The organism is Moritella sp. 28 (assembly GCF_018219435.1).
In the GTDB taxonomy this organism is placed as follows: domain Bacteria; phylum Pseudomonadota; class Gammaproteobacteria; order Enterobacterales; family Moritellaceae; genus Moritella.
The window spans coordinates 1410172-1428911 of sequence record NZ_CP056121.1 but is presented as its reverse complement, the minus strand read 5'-3'; the positions used below and the strand labels follow the sequence as shown (position 1 = coordinate 1428911).

Sequence of the window (18740 nt, the reverse complement as noted above, 5' to 3'; positions counted from 1 at the left end):
TCCCTTAAATGTAATAAAGTTAACTAATCCAGTAATGTTTGTAATTGAACTAATGTTAATTCTTCGATAGCGTTTTTATCATAATTACTAATGCTTGTTTGATAAGTCGCAAGATTAGCCTCGACTAATCCGCTGACACCGGAGTCTTCCAATAGCTCAAACGTGATTGAATCCAGATTACTTAGCAATACATAACTAATAATATTAGCAATCGCATTAGTCTGTTCAACAGCGATCTGCAATAAATCAACATTATTTAAACTATTCAATTCATTAAACCTACGGCGATAATGCGCTAAATTCTGGTCGACGGTATTTATCACTCCCGTAGCATATAACTCGGTCATCATCATCGGACGTAAGTCATTAGCGAGTATATAAGTGCGTATAACAACCAATGCATTTATTTTGGTAATAATCTGCTGTAAATTCCCCACATCAGGCATTTCATCTGGATGTAACGTTTGCAATTTAGCCTTATAGTCAGATAAGTTAGCGTCAACTAACTCGTGGAGACTGGCCCTTTCTAACTGCAGGATCGTGAGCGAGTTTAAATCGGCGTTAATCACATATTCGCGAATAACCAAAAAGGCTGCATTAATATATTCTTTAAGCATTTGAGCTACACGTTTTTCAAACACATTTGGCACTGACGATGGCACCAGTTTAACCGACACTTCTGATGCGCCTAACGGGTCAAAACCATAGCGGCTGGTATAGTTTTCGCTTAATAAACTGCCAGTCACTGTCAATAAGTCATCGTTGTTTGCTCGTTCCAACTGCATGGCCATTTTCAAATTAATATTCGTTTCACCCAGCTGGTAAAACTCAGGCACAAAGCCAAGTTCTAGCAAAGAATATTTGCTGGTACCAAACTCCAATTGCTCATCGGGATCCGCACCGGCCATCCGCTGAGCGACAGCCATTGATTCTTGGTTTAGTTTTTCCTGAGTGTTGATGATGCTTTTAGATACTGTCTCTAAGATCTCATCCAGTGGCGCACTAACAAGGTGCTCAGACAGGGCTGCATTATAAGACATAATAAGTCTCCAAATTAAAAGGTAAAATTAAGGTCGGTTTAAAATTGATAGGATTAATTCAAATCATGTCCCCACTCCACGACAAGTGGATAAGGAGACCAAGAGGGGTGAATAGGTTTAAATTCAGGTATATTAGCTTGTATCAGCACATCTCTACCTTCAGCTTCAACACGTAATAACCAAGCCTGAGATCTTATACTAATCGAACCTCTACGCTGGATGTAAACACACTTAAAGTCTGCCAATGACATCCCATCATCATTGCAAATCAGTGTTATCAATCGAGTCATAAATTCATCACAAATATTAGTTTCTTGCGTACTCAGATCAACCTTGTGCCAAACTGGCTGTTCAGGTGAAATACCACACAAAATTTTATTCAAAACTAATTCAGGTTCAGCATAATCTTGCTCACCAACGACCATGTATTGCAAGATATGAACGGCACGTTGCTGTGCGTTTTCATTTACAAAAAAACCGTCTTTATTGGTGAAGGATAATTGCTTAAATAGGTCAGGTAAGTGAGGCAGACATAATGCTAAACCTGCATTATCTACCAATATATTATCTATTAACTCTAATTGCGGGTTAGAGGTTGATTGCGGTAATGTGGGAGACAGAAATAACGATTCGGGCACGACACAATCTATGTTTACAGGTGTTATTTTTGCATTTTCTAAAAAATACCAAAATAGAGTATCTTGACGCACTTCCGCACTATAAGACAATTGTGCACGCCAGCGCTCAAATCCAGACATTTGTTGCCAATCTTCTATCACCTGTTGTGATAATAGAACCTCGTCTAGCTGCCTATAATGATTCGAAACTATGGTATGCCACGCGGTTCGGATAAACTCATAGTGGTCAGAAACCGCTTCACAAGACTGTAAAATTAAGCGTAAAACGACTTGGCCAGCTCCCAGTTCATTCATGCCTTCAAGTACTTCAAGTTGAAACGGAATAGACCACTGATAACAGATTCGAGAAATTAACTCTGGCCTCTTTAGAATACGAGACAGTAAGATCCCCGCATCACGATGATCCAATTTAAAGTAAATATCACTTAATAGTTGAGCAATGTTTTCATTTGCCCACCAAGGTAATAACCCCGTATCCAAATAGTACCAAAATAACTCTTCATCGCTATGATCATGCGATTCAGCAATACCACTTAGACGAATATTTTTATCCACCTCTGAATTGCTCTTTAGATTTCCCTCAATCAATTTCGATATAAAATCATCTGACTGTCGATTAACTAAAGAGACCCCCTCTTCCAGACGCGGTTGATTTAACCCATTCTTTTCTTCATATTCAACTTCATTGCGTTTTGCTAAAAAACGTTTGGCATTCGTCGTATTTTTAATCGTAATGTCTGAATTCGTTTTTACTTGCTGGGCGATTTCATTGGTAATTGCTTTGGTGATTATCTTAGGGAAGTCACGTAACAGTTTTGCTTGATCTAATCCTCTCTGATATTTACCTAAATCAACCTCCAAACGGTCAATACGAAGGTGCTCAATATTGTTATCCTTAAGAATTTCAGTGAAAGTTTCATCCAGCTTTCGTTTAAGCTTCCCTCGGCACAATCGACTAAAGCTATTTTGTAACTCAACGGCTTTGACTTGACTGTCTGTGTTAATGTCGACAGTCACTCTTTTTATATAATGCTTATCCCTAACTCGACAAGATATATCCATAAATGAACCTCATCGTTATAACAAACCAGCCATAACAGCGTTAGATTTACCATCAAGTGTCTCGCGAGTTATGGCTTCATCACCGACTAGATAGCCCTGATATGTGGCTTTCCACTCTGTAATATGCGACGTAAACTCATTCCAATGACTCTCATCAAGCCAACGTAAATGCAGCTGAATATGCGCAGGCATCTCAGCACGTGCAATTCGTGCGACTAAGTTCCTGAATTCTGCATCCTTAAAACGACCTTGCTCGCGAGGTAGTACAACAGAGACTTGCATCGCATAAGGGTTTTTATACGTTATGCCCCGCTGCCACTTAACTGTAAACGTCTTATCTCGATCTGCGGCAGAGTCCAAATCAATACCCAAATCCAAAGCAATATCAATCTGATTAGTATCGACAATATTGACACTGTAATTACCTTCATATTCACTATGTTGGAATACACTGATAATCTCTCCCTCAATCAGCTGATGGTCATTACTTTCTAAAACAGTGTAATAATTACCATCATTACGCAATTGAGTAAGTAAAACACCATCATGATGTACATCTGGAATTTCAGTCTCGCTGTAAAGCAGCATATGCTCAATAACATGTAGTGCTTCAGTCTCTTCCTCAACGGCTAGTTTTGCCCTTAATCTACGCTCAAATCCTGATTTAACGTCATCTTGGTTATAGTTCTGCCCTTGATAACGATCGTGCGCGAGATCGGCCAGTTCATTCAAACAACGGTGTTTATCATGAAGGTATTGCTGGAACCCTGTGGCATTTAACGAGCGTTTAAGTAAATCATGGTCTGTAAACTGCTCCCCCAACCGAGCAAACAAGTGTGTAAGTAACCGATCTTCGTGTTTCAAATTATTAATCGCGCCCCAATCATGTTCCGCCTCATTCAGCACAGGTTCTAAAATATCTTTCATCGATTGCCAATAATCACCAGCCATGACGACCGAATCTCCCTGACAAGAAAACTCAGCAGCTTGATAAGTACGTGGTATATAAACATTTGAATCGACATCGTCGAGCTGTACATGTGAACGTGTTTTCATACTCAGTAGATCGCCCGTCATCGCAACTTGCTGTGTATAGTTTGCCAATAATTGATCAAATAATAATAAAAATGCTTGTAACTGTTTGACCTGGGCTAGGCGAGCGTCACCAGCAACAACCGGTAATTCATTATCTCCAACGCCATACACTGCGGGAAATATTTGTTGTACCGATTCATAACTTAAATCTACTTTAGCGCCGCCTGGTATCGGTAAGTCATACCAGAGCTTGTCTTCCAGCATTTGGTCTTGTTCGATCTTTCTCGCACTTAATAATGCATCAACGCGCTCATTATCGATGACACACAAGCTGTCATCTTTATAGCAATCAATAAAACTAGTCGCGATATTAGACACTTCGTCCATTTCATAAATCGCGTCTAAACGTGGAACACGGCCGCTTGAGATCGGCAGTACCCACTTACGCCAATCATCATCTTGCGGAACGGTGAAATTACTTATCGCGATCCCTTTAACTTGATTTACCTCGTCAAAATCCAGAATGATGCGTAATAGATCTGACACTCTAATATCTCTTCGTACCGTGACGGTATCAAGCAAGCTATCGCTGTAGTAACCAGTGTCTAAACGTGGACCTTGGTAAATACGGTCAATACTGAGCCCTTTATCTTTAAGTTCGACCTTACTTTCAACCACCAGCGTTGGATTAATATATTCTTCTATAGCGAGGTGAATATTCGTTAGTAGTAACTCCACATCTGTTCCCGATTTTACCTCGATGCCACCGTTAATCTTAATGTATTCAGGTTCAAGTAAGATTATTTCAACCAGCTCTTCACACAAGTTACGATAGCCAGACAACGTCAATGTGAGTTCTCGACGTAACAACTCTTTTTCATCCATCGTCAATTCAAGGTCAGGTTCAACCAGCGCTCGATAACGACCAGTAATATGAATAGGTTGAGTATATTCATCGGCGTCGTAATCCAGTTTATTCAAGCTCGAATTCCAATACATTGGGGACTCTAATAAACCAACAGGTTCAATCCAACCATTGCGAACTTGTTCATGGTCAAGCAGCACCCGACGTAAATCAGTCGCAGTGATGGGCGCACATGTTAATACTTCATCAGCGGTAAAAAAGTTATCGTCAGCCGATTCAGGCGTAACTCGCACTGGCATCGGAAGCGAAATATCGCCCCTACTAGCCAACAGACTCGGTATATCTAACTGTAACTTTTCTGCGATTTGAGCAAACTTAGCAACGAGTTGCTCTAAAATTGTAATACCAGGATCGGATACGCCATGATCCGTCCAACTAGCTTGGCTATATTGCTTAATATCTTCGAGCGTAAAATCGCGTAAAGAATTAAAATCCATTTTTTCAGGGAAATTGGTATTTTTCATAAGAAACATCTACATGTGAGTTAAAATGATGATTGCGCACAATGACACGGCAATAAGAATTAAAGCATTTAAGATGAGAGAGGATTAATGACTCGTTGTTTTAATTATGTAGCTAAGCGCATAATATGGAGGTCTATTTTCGTGAGCCTGCGAACCACCGACCGTACTTGTCTCAAAGCTGTGTGAATGAGAACCTGCCGATTCGGTATTTTGTTTATTTGAGCCTTCATCAAGTGGTGCATTACCACTTTTATTTGACCCCCATGATGCCCCAAAGTCCTTCCACCCGAGATCTACAACATGTTGATGTTCACCATTTGTTGAGGTTTCTCCACTATGCTTATGCGCTGGCATCTGCGCTTCAGTTAAAGTAACTTGATTTTCGCCGCCAGTCGCATGAACTTGATAATCAGCACCGGCACCAACAATGAATCGATTTAATAGATTAGGACGGCCGTCATTACCATCACACAATGCCCAACCAGTTGGAATTTGAGAGCCAGCCCACATAATAATGGCTCCCTTAGGCATAATTTGGTGGATATAAGTATTGATTGCATTCTCTGTCAGCAACTTATTATCATCATTGCCATTATCCGTTGACGTCGCAATATGGTTAATCGAAGTGCCATTTTGAACCGCTAATGACCCCGAAATTTCAACATCATCATCTATGATCAACGCCTGTGCATCCGAACCCATTAATTTCCCGGGGATACTCACTTTGTCATTATTATGATCGCCCAATAGGATTTTTTGCCCTTCAGCGCTAAGTGTCGCTTTAATTTCTAGCTCTTGTTCAACAATTAACTTACCGCTAATCGATAAATCACCATTGATTTTGGTGTCTTGATTAACCTCTAAGTAAGGCGTATCAGCAATTGCGGTGCCATTAAATGCGACCGCGCCATTTTCATTAATATGCAACCAGCTTTTATTTGTCGTTTCGTTCACCACGTTTATTGAACCGTTCACATATAAATCAGCATCCTCAACTTCATCTTCGCTCGACTTGATATAAACATTACCCGAGTTACTGACACGAAACGGCGTTGTATCCCCCTCTGCATCCTCAACATAAATGGCATCCTTACCTTGGTCGCCCGATAAATTCACATGTAACTTTGCTTTTGGCTGTGTTGTGCCAATCCCTATATCCCCAGCGCCTTGTTCTACAAATAGTCGACTATTACCACTGCCGGTCGTGAGGTTGAATCCCGAATAAGTCGCATCTGGTAACATATTAATGCGCCAGTTATGCGTTGTATCATCATAAAAATCCAATATATTTTTATCCGAACCAAAACTGGTAAATCGCAATGGTAAATAGGATTCTGAAGGCTTATTTATACCGTCATCACGTTTATTTAACACCGAATCAATTACATCGGCATAATCTTGCTCTGTAGGCTGTGCACCCGTTCTAAATTTTTCTTTTAACTCTCTGCGATTTTGTTCAGACATAATTCACTCTTTTGAATAGGTAGACTTATCCCTTAAAACGGATAAGTCTTAATTGAAAATTAGGATTAAATGAAGTTTTATTACAATGAAAAGTAACAGCTAGGATATGCGCCAGCTGTTTGAAGATTCGCTTTTAACGGACAATATTGTCTAATTCCATAACCACATAGCCGACGCCTTGAAATTTTTCGGCCTGGAAGTGTTCACTCGATATCACATCAACGACATGATCAACACTTGATACTAACAAACCGTCAGGGCGAGAAACTTGAGTTGAAAGTCCATCGATTTCACGCCATACCTGACTCTCATCATCCGTCCCTTCATATAAAGTCTCTTGTTCAAAGCCTTTAAATACTGCGACGTAATCGACATATTCTAATCGGTCAAGAAAATCGATAAGTTCACTAAAATATTGTTTATTACCGAGCTTTAATGCGGCTGAGCTATGATCTGACCAGGGTGTCAATTTACGCTTTAACGCTTCTACAATTTTAGCCCGGTAAATACCAGGTCCATAACCTGGTTTAAACCGTACCGCCATACGGTATTTACGTGCTTCGTGGTAAGGGCTATTAACCGTCAGTTTTACCCCCTGAGGAGCAAGACCTGCCAACTTATCTTCAATTCGCGTTAACAGTTCAGATGTGACCGCGGGCTCTAATACTGAATCTAATGGTTGACCAGATAAATCAGGTATAACCATCATATTCACCTGTCCAGGAGCTACCGATTCATTGGCAAGTGTAACCTGCTCTCCTGCAGCCAAACATTTGGTATGGCGTAGTTCAGGGAAGTATTGCAATGCCAAACGTTCATAGTCCCATATGTTAACAGCACGTCCTCGATGGCGTAATCGCTCAGCACTATCCCGATAATATTGCTGACTATCAGCACCAGACTGGCCGCCATAAGAAGGATAGAACTGAGTCACGTTAATAATATCTGCATTTCCAGCCACAAAGCCAGTCACACTCTCTGCCGCAATCGTTGACGACTGGCCAGAGCCCATAGGAGTTATGCGTGTTGCAGACATTCCCTGAGATACAAGTTTAACCACTTTAGCTGCTGCATCAGCGTTTTTAGGAACCTGCATTGCTAACCAATGCTTTCCTTCTGGCATCAAAGGTCCCTCTGTCGTCGCGTCTTCTGGTAGTCGTACGCGGGTCACCCCCGAAAAGCTCATCGATTGTGTTGTATCGTCAAGGATATTTTCAACCGGTAAACTACGCCAACCGAGCTCTGTACGGTAGAACCAATGTACGTGAGGAGTATCGAGTTGAGCAGCTCCAGAGCCCGATATAACTTGGGTGAAAATATTAATCTCATCCAATGGTTGCGCATCCGTTAAACCAAGATATAAATAACCTTCGTCTTTAAACTCAGGCAACATACTCGCACCTAGCTCTTCTCGATTAGGGTTAATTGTCCAATCAACATTAACACCGCCAAATGGATGAATATGCGCTAAAAAGCTATGTTCATTATCATTCCAGATGTTCGGTGTTAATGTCTCTTCTGCTTTATAATTAACCGTGATCTTTTGTACCTTAGGTGTGTACGGTTCATTTATTATGTCGAGCTCTGATCCAGCTTGCTGACTTGCTTCAAGCATCTGTTTACGCATGACTAACGGATATATTTTATGCTGAAAATCCGGTCCCTTAAGATCTAATTTAAAATAGCGATTATGTTCTTGTGGTGATGATGACTTACTCTCGGTGTAATCAGGTAAGAATGTATAAGCACCATGCTTAAATCCTTGTGAAGCATGGATATGACTGATGCCTTCAGGGTCAGTATCAAATAATAATGGCGGTACATCGTCCAAATTAATCCAACCACGTTGATTATATAATGCAAGACCCACATTAAATTGGTTATTATTTAATGCCGGAACCTGAGTCGGATATGCATCGGTATAAGCTTTATAATAATCAGCTAAGTTGTCCGGTAATTGGACCCAGTCCAAATTAACAGTAATATCAGACAATTTTTTACGTGCTAGTTCATGATGCGTAAAATACAAGGCACTACCGACAAACGGTTGAAGGCCAAAAGGTTCACAAGGCTGATTAGCATTTAGCTCCCCGTCATCATTTCCTAAAATTAAAGACTCTAACCCCTCTACTTCCACCGATAGGTTCACATTCTCAAGCCGAATATGACGGAAGTACTCATAGGCCATATTGACGGCATCCTCACCTGACTCCTCGGGTGAAATATGACGAAGTTGGATCTTAAGTGCAGGCTCTGTTGCATTAAACCCTGGCACTGGCTCTGTCGGTGGTAGAATAGCCGGGTCTGTTCCTGCCAAATTAATATCAAATAAGAAGCCTGGGTACGTTTCCAATAGATAAATTTTATTCACATTAGCATTATCAACAGTTTCTGCATTCCATGCTTGCTCAACAGCAAGTGCATAGCGATAGCCTAGTTCGATATCCTCCTCATCCCCTTCAGGGTCTGGATCTTGTAAATAACGCAACTGTACAACGAGACCATTTGGATAAGTGACAATACGGTCAATATGCTCTGCGGTAAAAGGAAAGACATTACTGTCACTGCTCTTTAATGCCACAATTGATAAGTCATTACTAATGCGTTGATCACCAGATAATGCCAGATTAGTGAAGCGATACGCCAGTGTTTCGGTAACGCCTAACGACTTGCTCATCTCCTCCGGTAAATAGCCTAGAGGAGTAACACTTGCAGTCACGCCACTCGCAGAAACGCTATCAACAGAAACCATTAAACCTGAATCTAATAAGATGAACTGACCTTGCTCTAACGATTCAGTAATTGCACCAAAACCATTATCTTCCGAGACTAAACTGATCTCTTGCTTACTGGGCGCATAGCTCAAACCAGTTAATGTTGTTGGCTGCTGTTTAAAACTAAGGTTATTCATGACAATATCTTGACCAGCACTTAGCCCCTGAATTCGGCCAAGGTAGACAAGTGATGCTTGCGAGGTACCCGCATCATATAAAACAATTTTCCAAATTGAACCATCTTTCATCAGTACATAGTTCTCACCATTAACCCTGCCAGCTAATTGAACCTGAAGGTATAAAGATGAGGTAGAAAATGTACTAACAATATCCTGACCTATATTAGCGACTTCAACATTAACAGCTTCATCTTGCGTACTTAATTCGAACCAATCATCACCTGCACTAAGCGATAAGTTAAAATGTAATAGCCCACTGTCTTGGGCTAAGGTCAAATCATCCAGCGGGAAACCTGTTTGCTGGCAGGCAACTGCAACCTTAATATTTCGTTCGCCCTCTGCCATCGCTAAAATAGGCGATACAATAGCGAGACCAGGTCCATAATAATCATTAGGGTCTTCACTTGTACTCATTTCACCAAATGCCGCTGTACCGACTTCATCGAATTCAACATTATCATTCGCAACAATATTTAGGACATCCCAACGGCCAACACTTGGCGCAACCTTACTGCGTGTTTGAGCATCTAAACGCTGTAAAATAGAGAAGAATCGAGGCCAATCCTCACCTTGAGTTCCATCAAGTACTTCTTCCACATTCTGCGCATACAAGTTAGTAGAAGTCGCATGAGTAGCGTGAATAAAACAATACTCATCAACAGTTAAACCTATAAATTGTGTTACGTACCGTGCAGATAAACTAAAATCATCAGTGGCTTTTAATTCAATATCATTAAGCGTCTCATAAAGGCTTTCTAACGTTGATGATGTCGTGGGTAAAGGTGGAAGTGGATCACTTGGGTTTGGCGAGCCTGCCACAAATTCTAATAACGCCTTAAGTCGACCTAATTCACCCAGGCTTGCAGGCTGATACAATTCAACCAGTTGTTTCGTTTGATTTTGCTTCCAACGTGAATCAAATGCGTCCTCAATATGTTCCATCGCGGTTACCCACAGATCTTCACTTGGGTAGTCTAATCCCTCATCGATAGATTGTTTATACACAGACATACAATCAATAAAGGCTGATAATGATATAAAACCTAACTGTACTTTTACGTAATAAACTAAATCGATGTTAAGGTCTTTGTCATCAGGTTCATCTGCTAACACTTGTTCATATTTTTCAAGCAATAAATCTAAGTTGATAGGCTCGTCGTAATAACGCCCTCTTGGATAAGGGGCCAGTAGATCACCTTGAAAATATTGGCCTAGCGCCCAACGAATCGCGACCTCAAAACCATTTTTATATTGCTTACGTAATATATTCAGTCCTTGATATTCCTGAGCAACACGTAAGCTTTTCACTTCTGTTATTTGAGCCTTATTAATACTATAAGTATCATCTAAGGCGTATTGAATAGCGGCTCCGCTCTCGTCGGTTCCTCCATCAAGTAAGCTCCCCTTAACGACAGTAGCGCCCTGAGCAGTCGCATTTAACTCAGCCACTACATGTAAATGATCAGCTTGACCTTCGTTAGGACTAATTTGTAATACTTGCTGGTAATAAAAATCAAGATGGCGCTGAGTTAAATCGGCAAACTGATAACGCATGACCTGTGTCATCCGTAAAAACAGATATACCATCACCCGCTGTGGCTGGCTTAACCTTGATAGACGGTCTAACTGTTCGCGCTGACGTCCTATAGGTAACTCGGTATCGACAGAAAAAATTTCTGGATTATCTATATATGCAAGTATCTGTTCTGGTTCAAGCGCGAGCAATCCAGACCAATCGCCTTCAACCTCACCTGATTCATTAATAAAATGGATATGTTTTGTCAGTTGCTGCATAAAAGCCAACTGCTGATCAATTGAGCGTTCTTCAATCGAGACAAATTCCGCGCTCAGCTCAGCAGCCAAGCGCTCATGTTGTTGGGTACCATTGCGCGCAATGGCATGCTGTATATTCATGAGGGCATGTTCCAAATAATAGTTAAAATTTAATTGATACAAAAACAGAAGGGGCTGTAACGAGATAAACGATACTAGGTAAACTGTATACGAAATTGGCCTTGTAATTTAAACTCACCGGTACCGGTATATTTGTTGTGTACACCGTCAACTTCAAAGGTTGCAGGCGGCATTATATTTTGCGAGGGTTGTGTCACGGTAAAAACGGCATCAAACAACTTACCTTGTAGAATAAAAAAAGCATTATTGTTCATTTTCGTGATTTTAGATTGCTGTTGCGATTTAAGCGCTTTAATAGTGAGTTCGCCTATACCTGGGGTATTATGTCCCGTTTTTAAATATTGAGCAGACACTTTCACACTTGTTTCATCGCCTTTAATACAGCATATTTTATTGCGGGTTTGAGGTAGGCCTTTCCCTTTAATTGACACAGGAGGAATCGAACCAAGTAAACTAATACCAGTAAAACTATTTACATCAAACACAACAAAATCATCCTGCATAATTACATTATCAGGCATATTGATAATCCTTTGTAGATGTCGAGCAGGTATGACGTTAGAGACTAATCGCTTTGGTTGCATTTAGATCCGCGATAACGGTATCCTGAGCAAATTCATTTGTTGATGTTGTATAGGCCACTTTAATCTGCAAAAGGCCCTCTTGAACTGTGGCTGGCACTGCTTCGACATGTTGTAATACTAAACGTGATTCATACGTTTCAACAGCATGACTAACGATGTCCTCAACACCTTCAAGTAGCTCATAAGACAAACTTTCAAAAGCATAACTGCTAAGATCACAACCATAATTTGAATGGCCAATTCGTTCTCCAGGCTGTATTGCCAACATAAGCTTCATACATGTAGACAATTGTGCAACCCCTTGGTCTGTTGCTGCGGCTTTATTATTAATATTAAAACGAGGGGGAAAAGTCCACCCAGTTTGGTCTAAGGTTCCGTTTTCTGACATAACTTAATCCTTGTTTTCTTTAAACACTATCTCATCAGCATTTAGTATTATTTTTTTTGCATTCAGTATTAACGTACCAGTATTTTCGTTGTACTCCATATAGTCGTGCTTAGCGTCGTTTTCACTATCTTGGCTACTTTTAGTAATGTAGCTATAAAATATAGTGTCTTCTACGACTTTTACTTCATATGCCATAATCAATCCTACCTATTTTTTGTATGATAATATCCAACAGCAACTGGATTGTTAGGATTATCATCCAAAAAGTTAATAATAATGAAATCATCTTTCTCATATAGTGGATATTCAATCTGAGTCTTTGAATAATTTACCTGTGTCGTCAATGCCATCTTTCTGGCTTTAACTTTTACATCAAGCTCTGGTTGCTCCCAAACATCGCCATCTAAGAGGTTAACCTCAACAATCGCAGAATTTGATGCGGATACTTTAGTTACTTGGCCAACAAGCATTCCATTCACACTTGGGCTTTCTCCAGAGGCAGGCACAGCATTAATATCAAAGTATTCTTCTATGTGTAATTTAGGTGATAAGCCATAGCCAATGTCAATATACCAACCTTCTTTATTAATCGTATGCTTGATAGAAGAAACAACAGAAGGCACTAATTTAAATTTGTCGATATTTAATGATATTAATCGTCCTAAGCATAAGTTTTTTGCACTATCCCCACTCTGTCCAATATCTGATAGTCCTTCAGCTAATACCCTGACAACACCACACCTTTCGGTATGAACAGAGTGGAGTGATTTTATTTTTTTAAATTTAATATTAGAGATGTTATTGCATAAATTACGTAAAGAATCATCGGCCTCACCTTCATAAGAAATAATTCTACGAGAGAGATCTAGTGGTTGTTTACTGATACTATATTCATCTACACCGTTCCCTTTTTTATAATCAATTTTACCGACCTGAAAGTTAGGAGCAAAGTTGAATTTATCTACCTCTGGCAGCGTAAAACTTCCTTCAATAAAACAATCATACTGATAATTATTTAACTCATATTCAGTTAAAGTCTTAAGATTATCTTCCGATACTTTTAAATCACCTATCAATCTGCGTCTTTTTTCCTTTAACTGAATACCCGCTTTTGTTGCAGTTTCCCCTCCATGCCAGCCTCCTAGTAGCACAGGTTCTGTTTTTTGAAGCTCACTGTTAACGCGATCTCGTTTCTGAGATGGGGTAAGACCATTTACACCTAATATTAAGACTGATTCTTTATCCGCAGTACATATGATATGCCGACCTGTCCTATCAGCAATCGACATTAAATGATCCCAATCAGAACAATTATATTGTACTGACATTGCTTTATTATCAATTTGATGTTGTACAAATCGTCTATTATTCGTCAGTTTAAAAGCTTGGTGTTTCAATTCAAGATACATATAGTGTCCGTCTGAATCACCTGAATATGACATTTTTTTTATAAACCCAACGAACTTGAATTCAGTCTTGTTTTGACTATGTGTAATTATTACTTTTAATGAAGTGCTCGCCTTATATATTTTATATATAGATTTAAAAGTAGCTGGATCTATATTATTAACTAACTTCATCACCATTGTCGGGATTTTATCGACTGCGCTATCAGTTAAAACTTCAACAATATGCTCGCTAATTTCAAGTTTTCCAGTCTGGGACGAAACTGTAAAATTAATCATGTGTTTTCACCGATATAATCCTCTAAGAAGACACAATCAAGCTCTGCACGCAAGGGCTCTCCAGCACTCGAAAATAAAGTATAATTGACATCAACACTTTGTAATAAACAAGGATAACTCGGTTGCCTTTTCGCTGCCCGTGTCCTCTTGTCGCCATTATTTGGCCGAGTGAATATAGAACCGAACTCGACCGTTAGAAATGCATAAGATAAGTCATCGTAATTAGAGCCTTTGTAAACATTCTTTTGTGTTGTCATATTCAAAAAATGTTCGACATACTTAACCACAAGATTTCCTCTATCACTACTATTCAGAGGGATTATTTTATATTCATCAATAGAGTAAGGATTTGATCTTGATACTTTAATTACACTACCTTTAGTGTCAAAACCAAATGTTCCTGAGTATTTCACAACATCAGAGTCGCAGATAATTAACTTACATCTAATTTCTTCCGGCTCGTTTGCTTCCAACGTTAAGCTGGCACCTGGAGCACCTAAAGCAATAGGACGTGATATATCATTATTATAAGAAACAGAGACTGATTCAGGGTTGAACTGGCATGTAAAAGTCGCATATCTAAATTCATATTCTCTTTTCTGATCAGCAAATACCCTGACTTTAAATTGGTTATCTTTGTTTGGTTTGTTAATAACATATTTATCAATACCTGCAGTTGCAGCGCCTAGCATAAATTACCTCCTCATTGATTTTTCTAACCATCGTTTGAATTTTTTTTCTGCCACATGGTTCGCCTGTTTATTTTCTTTACTTTCATTCGGGAGTTTCCTCACTTGGCTGACTTCGGCCTTTATCACTAACTCTCTAATTTCTAACATGTTAACTCCATTAAGTTAAATTCTAAGAGGAACACAATGACTGTAAGCAAATTCCATGGTTTCCATAGCCACATCGTTATCATCAGACCATAAATCAGAGTTTGACCATGCAACAGGATAAGCATTTCTATAAACCCAGGCCGAGATAGGTATTTTACCTGGTGTTTGTAAAGTGACTAAAACCTCTCCAGGGAAAGTAACGAACAAATTCATCGCAACACCAAACTCTATCGTTAACGGTGAACCGATAAATATCCCCCGCTCTAATACCAAATTATCATGTACGACACGATTGGGTAGCTGTAGCATTTGTGTATTCATTCCACCCACTCGGATATCTTCAACTTCAATTTCCTGCGCTAACCCAGACACTTTATTAAATCTGAAATCTAGCGGGTTTAAGCCAAGCGAAGGCAACAAACCTCCGAAGATAGCCTCGTAATTCGGCTCACCATCGATTATAGAGGATGCAATCGTATTCCCTACAATTGGAGTTCCGGCTAGTGCCCATGCTAGCTTCTTGTATGCTTTATCCTGAGATAAGAGCACCATTTTAAGTGGGTTTAGCCACGCTGGATAAAAGCTAACTTCAAAGTAGCAACCAGTAGGTGGGTATTCATTCGCAGATAACTGCTCACCGCCATAAGTAAGACCTTGAACTGCCATGTAGCCTCCTATAATGTTGTTAATTCTGATTCTTTAAGATAGGTATCATCTAGAAAATTTGACGAACTTATGGCTTGAGCAACAAAGGTAAGCTCTGCAACATTTATATCCTGATGGGGGTTCTGCCTTATTACCGCATTCGTCGCTATTGCATTCGTTAACCTGAATATACAAACGCTGCCTTGAGTGCCTAATACTTCTTTATCATTCTCACCAATAATCTTGGAATAAACATGTACTGGGGCACGATCTATTTTTCCACTGTTAATCAACTCAGCCCATTTAAATATACTTAACTCTTGGTCTGAACGATCACCAAATGATAATGACGTATTTTTTCCCAATTGATAAAGCCGTTTACCGAGAATTTTTGTTCCACTTTTGTTCGTAATATCCAGTGTTTTTCTAAATACAAATTGGATAGGATTAGTCGCACCTTTTGAATAATGTAAATTACCAGTCCCCTCTGTATATAGGCCGACACCAAGTTCAGCCTCCATAGAGACGATGCTATCAAACCTAAATGTCGACCACCTCCTGGGCGTCCCCTCACCAGTAATCCCATCAACAGCATCAGATTCATGCAAAAATGTTAAATGGTATTCATTTTTTAAATATAAATTTTTATTTTGTAACGTAGACATTTTAATCCCTCAACCAAGGGTGCTTATCATGAAAAACACCCTTGACTTCGCTAACTATTCAGGAAACTCAACCTCTAAATCTTCAGCGATGAGTTCTATTTTTTCAACGGCAATACTGTTTTCTTCAGCATCCCATTCAGGCGCATGTAGAGCCACAGGGAAAGCACGTTTTACACGCCAAACAACCGCAGGTTCATCCGTCTTTTGTGCGTTGTTATATAATGTAATAAGAATTTCTTTCTTGTCGACATCTCCATTACGAACATTCTTAAACCAGCTATAGAGGCCTTTTAGTCCCTTACCGACACCGCGCTCAAGGGTTAATGTGACAGGCTCAATATCACCGGCAATATTTTCCATTTTTCCGGTTTGATTAATTGAGCGAGCAGTCTTTAAACGTAGGTTTAAGCCATATACTTTTTTGAATACAATTGGGGCTTCTTCACCATCAATTGCTTCAACAAATTCAACACTGTAATTAGAGGCAAGTAGTGCCATATAAACTCCTAGTAAATTGTAATTATTCCATCAAAAAACAGACATGCGAAAGACTCATTCAAGCTGTTAACTGAATAAAAACAATGACAATATGTAGATTAAAATTTTAGAACGGCAACGCATGTTTAACGCACTCAGACATAGAGCCGCATTTGCATTGACTTGATAATTTAAAGTAGCGCGATGAAGTTAGATTTAGTTATCTTGCACATGATGGGTAAAGTTAATCGTAATGAACTCGGCAGGTCGACTCGCACGTAGACCAACTTCAATATTCATGCGGCCATTAAGGATATCATCCTCATTCATAGTGATACCCTTACCAACCTTAACAAAAAAGGCCTCTTCTTTCGTGGCGCCAACTAAACCACCAGCTTGCCATAGATCTTCTAAATAGCTCTCCATCATGGCACGTACTTTTAACCATGTAATAGGTGTATTCGGTTGGAAAACAGCAAAACCAGTCGCCTTTTGCAATGATGCTTTAACCATGTTAAATAAACGACGAACGTTAATATAACGCCACTCATTATCATTGCCCGCTAACGTACGCCCCCCCCATACTAGATGGCCTTTGCTGGTAAAAGAGCGGATCACATTAATCGATTTACCGGCTTCGACATCCACATTCAAATTTTCCTGCTCTTTATTGTTGATCTTACGGATAGGCTCAATCACAGAAGATACACTAATATTTGCTGGTGCCTGCCAAACACCAAAGTTACTGTCTGTATTCGCGTAAATACCCGCAATAGCTGATGATGGAGGCATGACCATTCGCTGCTGTTGTAACTCACTAAGAATGTCGTTATACAGTGCGCTTCTGTCATACTTAAGATCAATTAGCTTAACATTAGCGTCTTCGCTGTAAGTCAGCGTGGTTTTGACTAAAGCCGCGAGCACAACATTACCAGCCCCCTGCACCTGAACATCAAAATCACCTTGTGCTGCTTCAGTCTGCTTTTGCCATGCTTCGAACATTAAACCAGGTGTACGTAAACTTTCATCTTTTGGCAGTGTGACCGTTAGCGAAAGACCTGTATTAGCGAACAAGAAATCGGAATCATCAATCTCTGATACTTCAAAAGTTAGCTCACTTGTATTTTCGACATTACCGCTGTAATAAACAGCCACACCATTTTCATCGGTAATATGCTGAGCAATTTCATCGATATAACCTGCAATTTTGATTTGTTTATCATCAAATGCATGCGTTAATGTTGTTTGCAAATAAGGATAATATGAAGCACCATATTTCAGGTTATTATTACCAATGCCATTACGGAAATTAGCAACAGCGTCTTCTGTTGATAAAATATCACCATCATCATTACTATTTAATACATCAAAAATGCAAAAACGATTATCCATTTCTGAACAATGTAATAACGAGGACTGGATAAGCGCATGATAATCAGCGGTAGGTAAATTAATCGCATCACTTAACACAATAAGTGTCGGTTGCTCGTATTTATCAAGAACCGTAATAGCGTCATCAAAATGACCTGCAGAAATAGCCGTATCGTAGTCGCCTAACGAAATCACATAACAAACCCCACCGCCATTGCGATAAAATAAATCTAAGCTAGGTGATAAGGTATACTTAGTGTCAGGCACCTCAATATCAGTGATCTCATTTTCATCAATTGCTACTGTGTAACTTGGATCAAGATAAGCGCCACCAAAGGTTTCCGTAAACTCAAGCATTGAACTAATGCGTATAGGTTTAGGTAAACCATCTTCTTTGTCTACTGCGGTTTCGGTATAACCGATAAACACGGGAATTGCGGTTGCAACCTCGGCAACAGACGGTGCGAGTACGGCAGTTTCTTTGGTATACACGCCAGGTGTTTTTAATTGTGGCATTTTAATTCCTTTAATTATTGTAGGACAGTGAAGAAGAAATCAAATAAGACGTATTAATACGTTTAAATGAATAAA

At 39.7% G+C, this 18740-nt stretch carries 15 protein-coding genes; all 15 read right to left on the bottom strand.

Features of this window, described 5'->3' with window-relative positions; genetic code table 11:
* Positions 1–23: 23 nt before the first annotated feature.
* Positions 24–1040, bottom strand: a complete 1017-nt coding sequence (locus HWV02_RS06390) for a hypothetical protein (protein WP_211678993.1) — start codon at positions 1038–1040, stop codon at positions 24–26.
* A gap of 53 nt (positions 1041–1093) precedes the next feature.
* Positions 1094–2740, bottom strand: coding sequence for a contractile injection system tape measure protein (locus tag HWV02_RS06385; RefSeq protein ID WP_211689970.1), 1647 nt, complete (start codon positions 2738–2740; stop codon positions 1094–1096).
* 15 nt (positions 2741–2755) lie between these two features.
* Positions 2756–5164 (bottom strand): hypothetical protein, encoded by a 2409-nt coding sequence (locus tag HWV02_RS06380; protein WP_211689969.1) that lies wholly within the window; start codon positions 5162–5164, stop codon positions 2756–2758.
* Between the two features lie 84 nt (positions 5165–5248).
* On the bottom strand, positions 5249–6628 hold the full coding sequence (locus HWV02_RS06375) for a tail fiber protein (protein ID WP_211678990.1): 1380 nt from the start codon (positions 6626–6628) through the stop codon (positions 5249–5251).
* Between the two features lie 133 nt (positions 6629–6761).
* Positions 6762–11495: a hypothetical protein gene (locus tag HWV02_RS06370; RefSeq protein WP_211689968.1), complete on the bottom strand. Its 4734-nt coding sequence runs from the start codon at positions 11493–11495 to the stop codon at positions 6762–6764.
* Between the two features lie 74 nt (positions 11496–11569).
* Positions 11570–12016, bottom strand: coding sequence for a hypothetical protein (locus HWV02_RS06365; protein WP_211678988.1), 447 nt, complete (start codon positions 12014–12016; stop codon positions 11570–11572).
* A 37-nt stretch (positions 12017–12053) separates the two neighbouring features.
* Entirely contained in the window at positions 12054–12467 is a 414-nt protein-coding gene (locus HWV02_RS06360; RefSeq protein ID WP_211689967.1) for a GPW/gp25 family protein, read from the bottom strand.
* Between the two features lie 3 nt (positions 12468–12470).
* Positions 12471–12662 carry a hypothetical protein gene (locus tag HWV02_RS06355; RefSeq protein WP_211678986.1) on the bottom strand — a complete coding sequence of 64 codons (192 nt, stop codon included), beginning with the start codon at positions 12660–12662 and terminating at the stop codon, positions 12471–12473.
* 8 nt (positions 12663–12670) lie between these two features.
* Positions 12671–14152, bottom strand: coding sequence for a hypothetical protein (locus HWV02_RS06350; RefSeq protein ID WP_211678985.1), 1482 nt, complete (start codon positions 14150–14152; stop codon positions 12671–12673).
* The gene (locus HWV02_RS06345; protein ID WP_211678984.1) at positions 14149–14844 is read right to left on the bottom strand and encodes a hypothetical protein; all 696 of its coding nucleotides are present in this window, start codon (positions 14842–14844) and stop codon (positions 14149–14151) included. The genes HWV02_RS06350 and HWV02_RS06345 overlap by 4 nt, the downstream gene beginning before the upstream one ends.
* 3 nt (positions 14845–14847) lie before the next feature.
* Entirely contained in the window at positions 14848–14991 is a 144-nt protein-coding gene (locus HWV02_RS06340; RefSeq protein ID WP_211678983.1) for a hypothetical protein, read from the bottom strand.
* A 15-nt stretch (positions 14992–15006) separates the two neighbouring features.
* Complete coding sequence (locus HWV02_RS06335; RefSeq protein ID WP_211678982.1) at positions 15007–15657, bottom strand: phage tail protein; 651 nt, start codon at positions 15655–15657, stop codon at positions 15007–15009.
* Positions 15658–15665: 8 nt separating this feature from the next.
* Complete coding sequence (locus HWV02_RS06330) at positions 15666–16301, bottom strand: hypothetical protein (RefSeq protein WP_211689966.1); 636 nt, start codon at positions 16299–16301, stop codon at positions 15666–15668.
* Between the two features lie 54 nt (positions 16302–16355).
* A complete protein-coding gene (locus HWV02_RS06325) occupies positions 16356–16799 on the bottom strand; it encodes a phage tail protein (protein ID WP_211678980.1) in 444 nt (147 codons plus the stop codon).
* A 195-nt stretch (positions 16800–16994) separates the two neighbouring features.
* Positions 16995–18665, bottom strand: a complete 1671-nt coding sequence (locus HWV02_RS06320) for a phage tail sheath C-terminal domain-containing protein (RefSeq protein WP_255547098.1) — start codon at positions 18663–18665, stop codon at positions 16995–16997.
* Between the last annotated feature and the right edge of the window lie 75 nt (positions 18666–18740).

Excerpts from the sequence above, each read along its gene's own strand:
- HWV02_RS06390 (WP_211678993.1), bottom strand. The coding sequence starts at position 1,040 with ATGTCTTATAATGCAGCCCTGTCTGAGCACCTTGTTAGTGCGCCACTG.
- HWV02_RS06385 (WP_211689970.1), bottom strand. The coding sequence starts at position 2,740 with ATGGATATATCTTGTCGAGTTAGGGATAAGCATTATATAAAAAGAGTG.
- HWV02_RS06380 (WP_211689969.1), bottom strand. The coding sequence starts at position 5,164 with ATGAAAAATACCAATTTCCCTGAAAAAATGGATTTTAATTCTTTACGC.
- HWV02_RS06375 (WP_211678990.1), bottom strand. The coding sequence starts at position 6,628 with ATGTCTGAACAAAATCGCAGAGAGTTAAAAGAAAAATTTAGAACGGGT.
- HWV02_RS06370 (WP_211689968.1), bottom strand. The coding sequence starts at position 11,495 with ATGAATATACAGCATGCCATTGCGCGCAATGGTACCCAACAACATGAG.
- HWV02_RS06365 (WP_211678988.1), bottom strand. The coding sequence starts at position 12,016 with ATGCCTGATAATGTAATTATGCAGGATGATTTTGTTGTGTTTGATGTA.
- HWV02_RS06360 (WP_211689967.1), bottom strand. The coding sequence starts at position 12,467 with ATGTCAGAAAACGGAACCTTAGACCAAACTGGGTGGACTTTTCCCCCT.
- HWV02_RS06355 (WP_211678986.1), bottom strand. The coding sequence starts at position 12,662 with ATGGCATATGAAGTAAAAGTCGTAGAAGACACTATATTTTATAGCTAC.
- HWV02_RS06350 (WP_211678985.1), bottom strand. The coding sequence starts at position 14,152 with ATGATTAATTTTACAGTTTCGTCCCAGACTGGAAAACTTGAAATTAGC.
- HWV02_RS06345 (WP_211678984.1), bottom strand. The coding sequence starts at position 14,844 with ATGCTAGGCGCTGCAACTGCAGGTATTGATAAATATGTTATTAACAAA.
- HWV02_RS06340 (WP_211678983.1), bottom strand. The coding sequence starts at position 14,991 with ATGTTAGAAATTAGAGAGTTAGTGATAAAGGCCGAAGTCAGCCAAGTG.
- HWV02_RS06335 (WP_211678982.1), bottom strand. The coding sequence starts at position 15,657 with ATGGCAGTTCAAGGTCTTACTTATGGCGGTGAGCAGTTATCTGCGAAT.
- HWV02_RS06330 (WP_211689966.1), bottom strand. The coding sequence starts at position 16,301 with ATGTCTACGTTACAAAATAAAAATTTATATTTAAAAAATGAATACCAT.
- HWV02_RS06325 (WP_211678980.1), bottom strand. The coding sequence starts at position 16,799 with ATGGCACTACTTGCCTCTAATTACAGTGTTGAATTTGTTGAAGCAATT.
- HWV02_RS06320 (WP_255547098.1), bottom strand. The coding sequence starts at position 18,665 with ATGCCACAATTAAAAACACCTGGCGTGTATACCAAAGAAACTGCCGTA.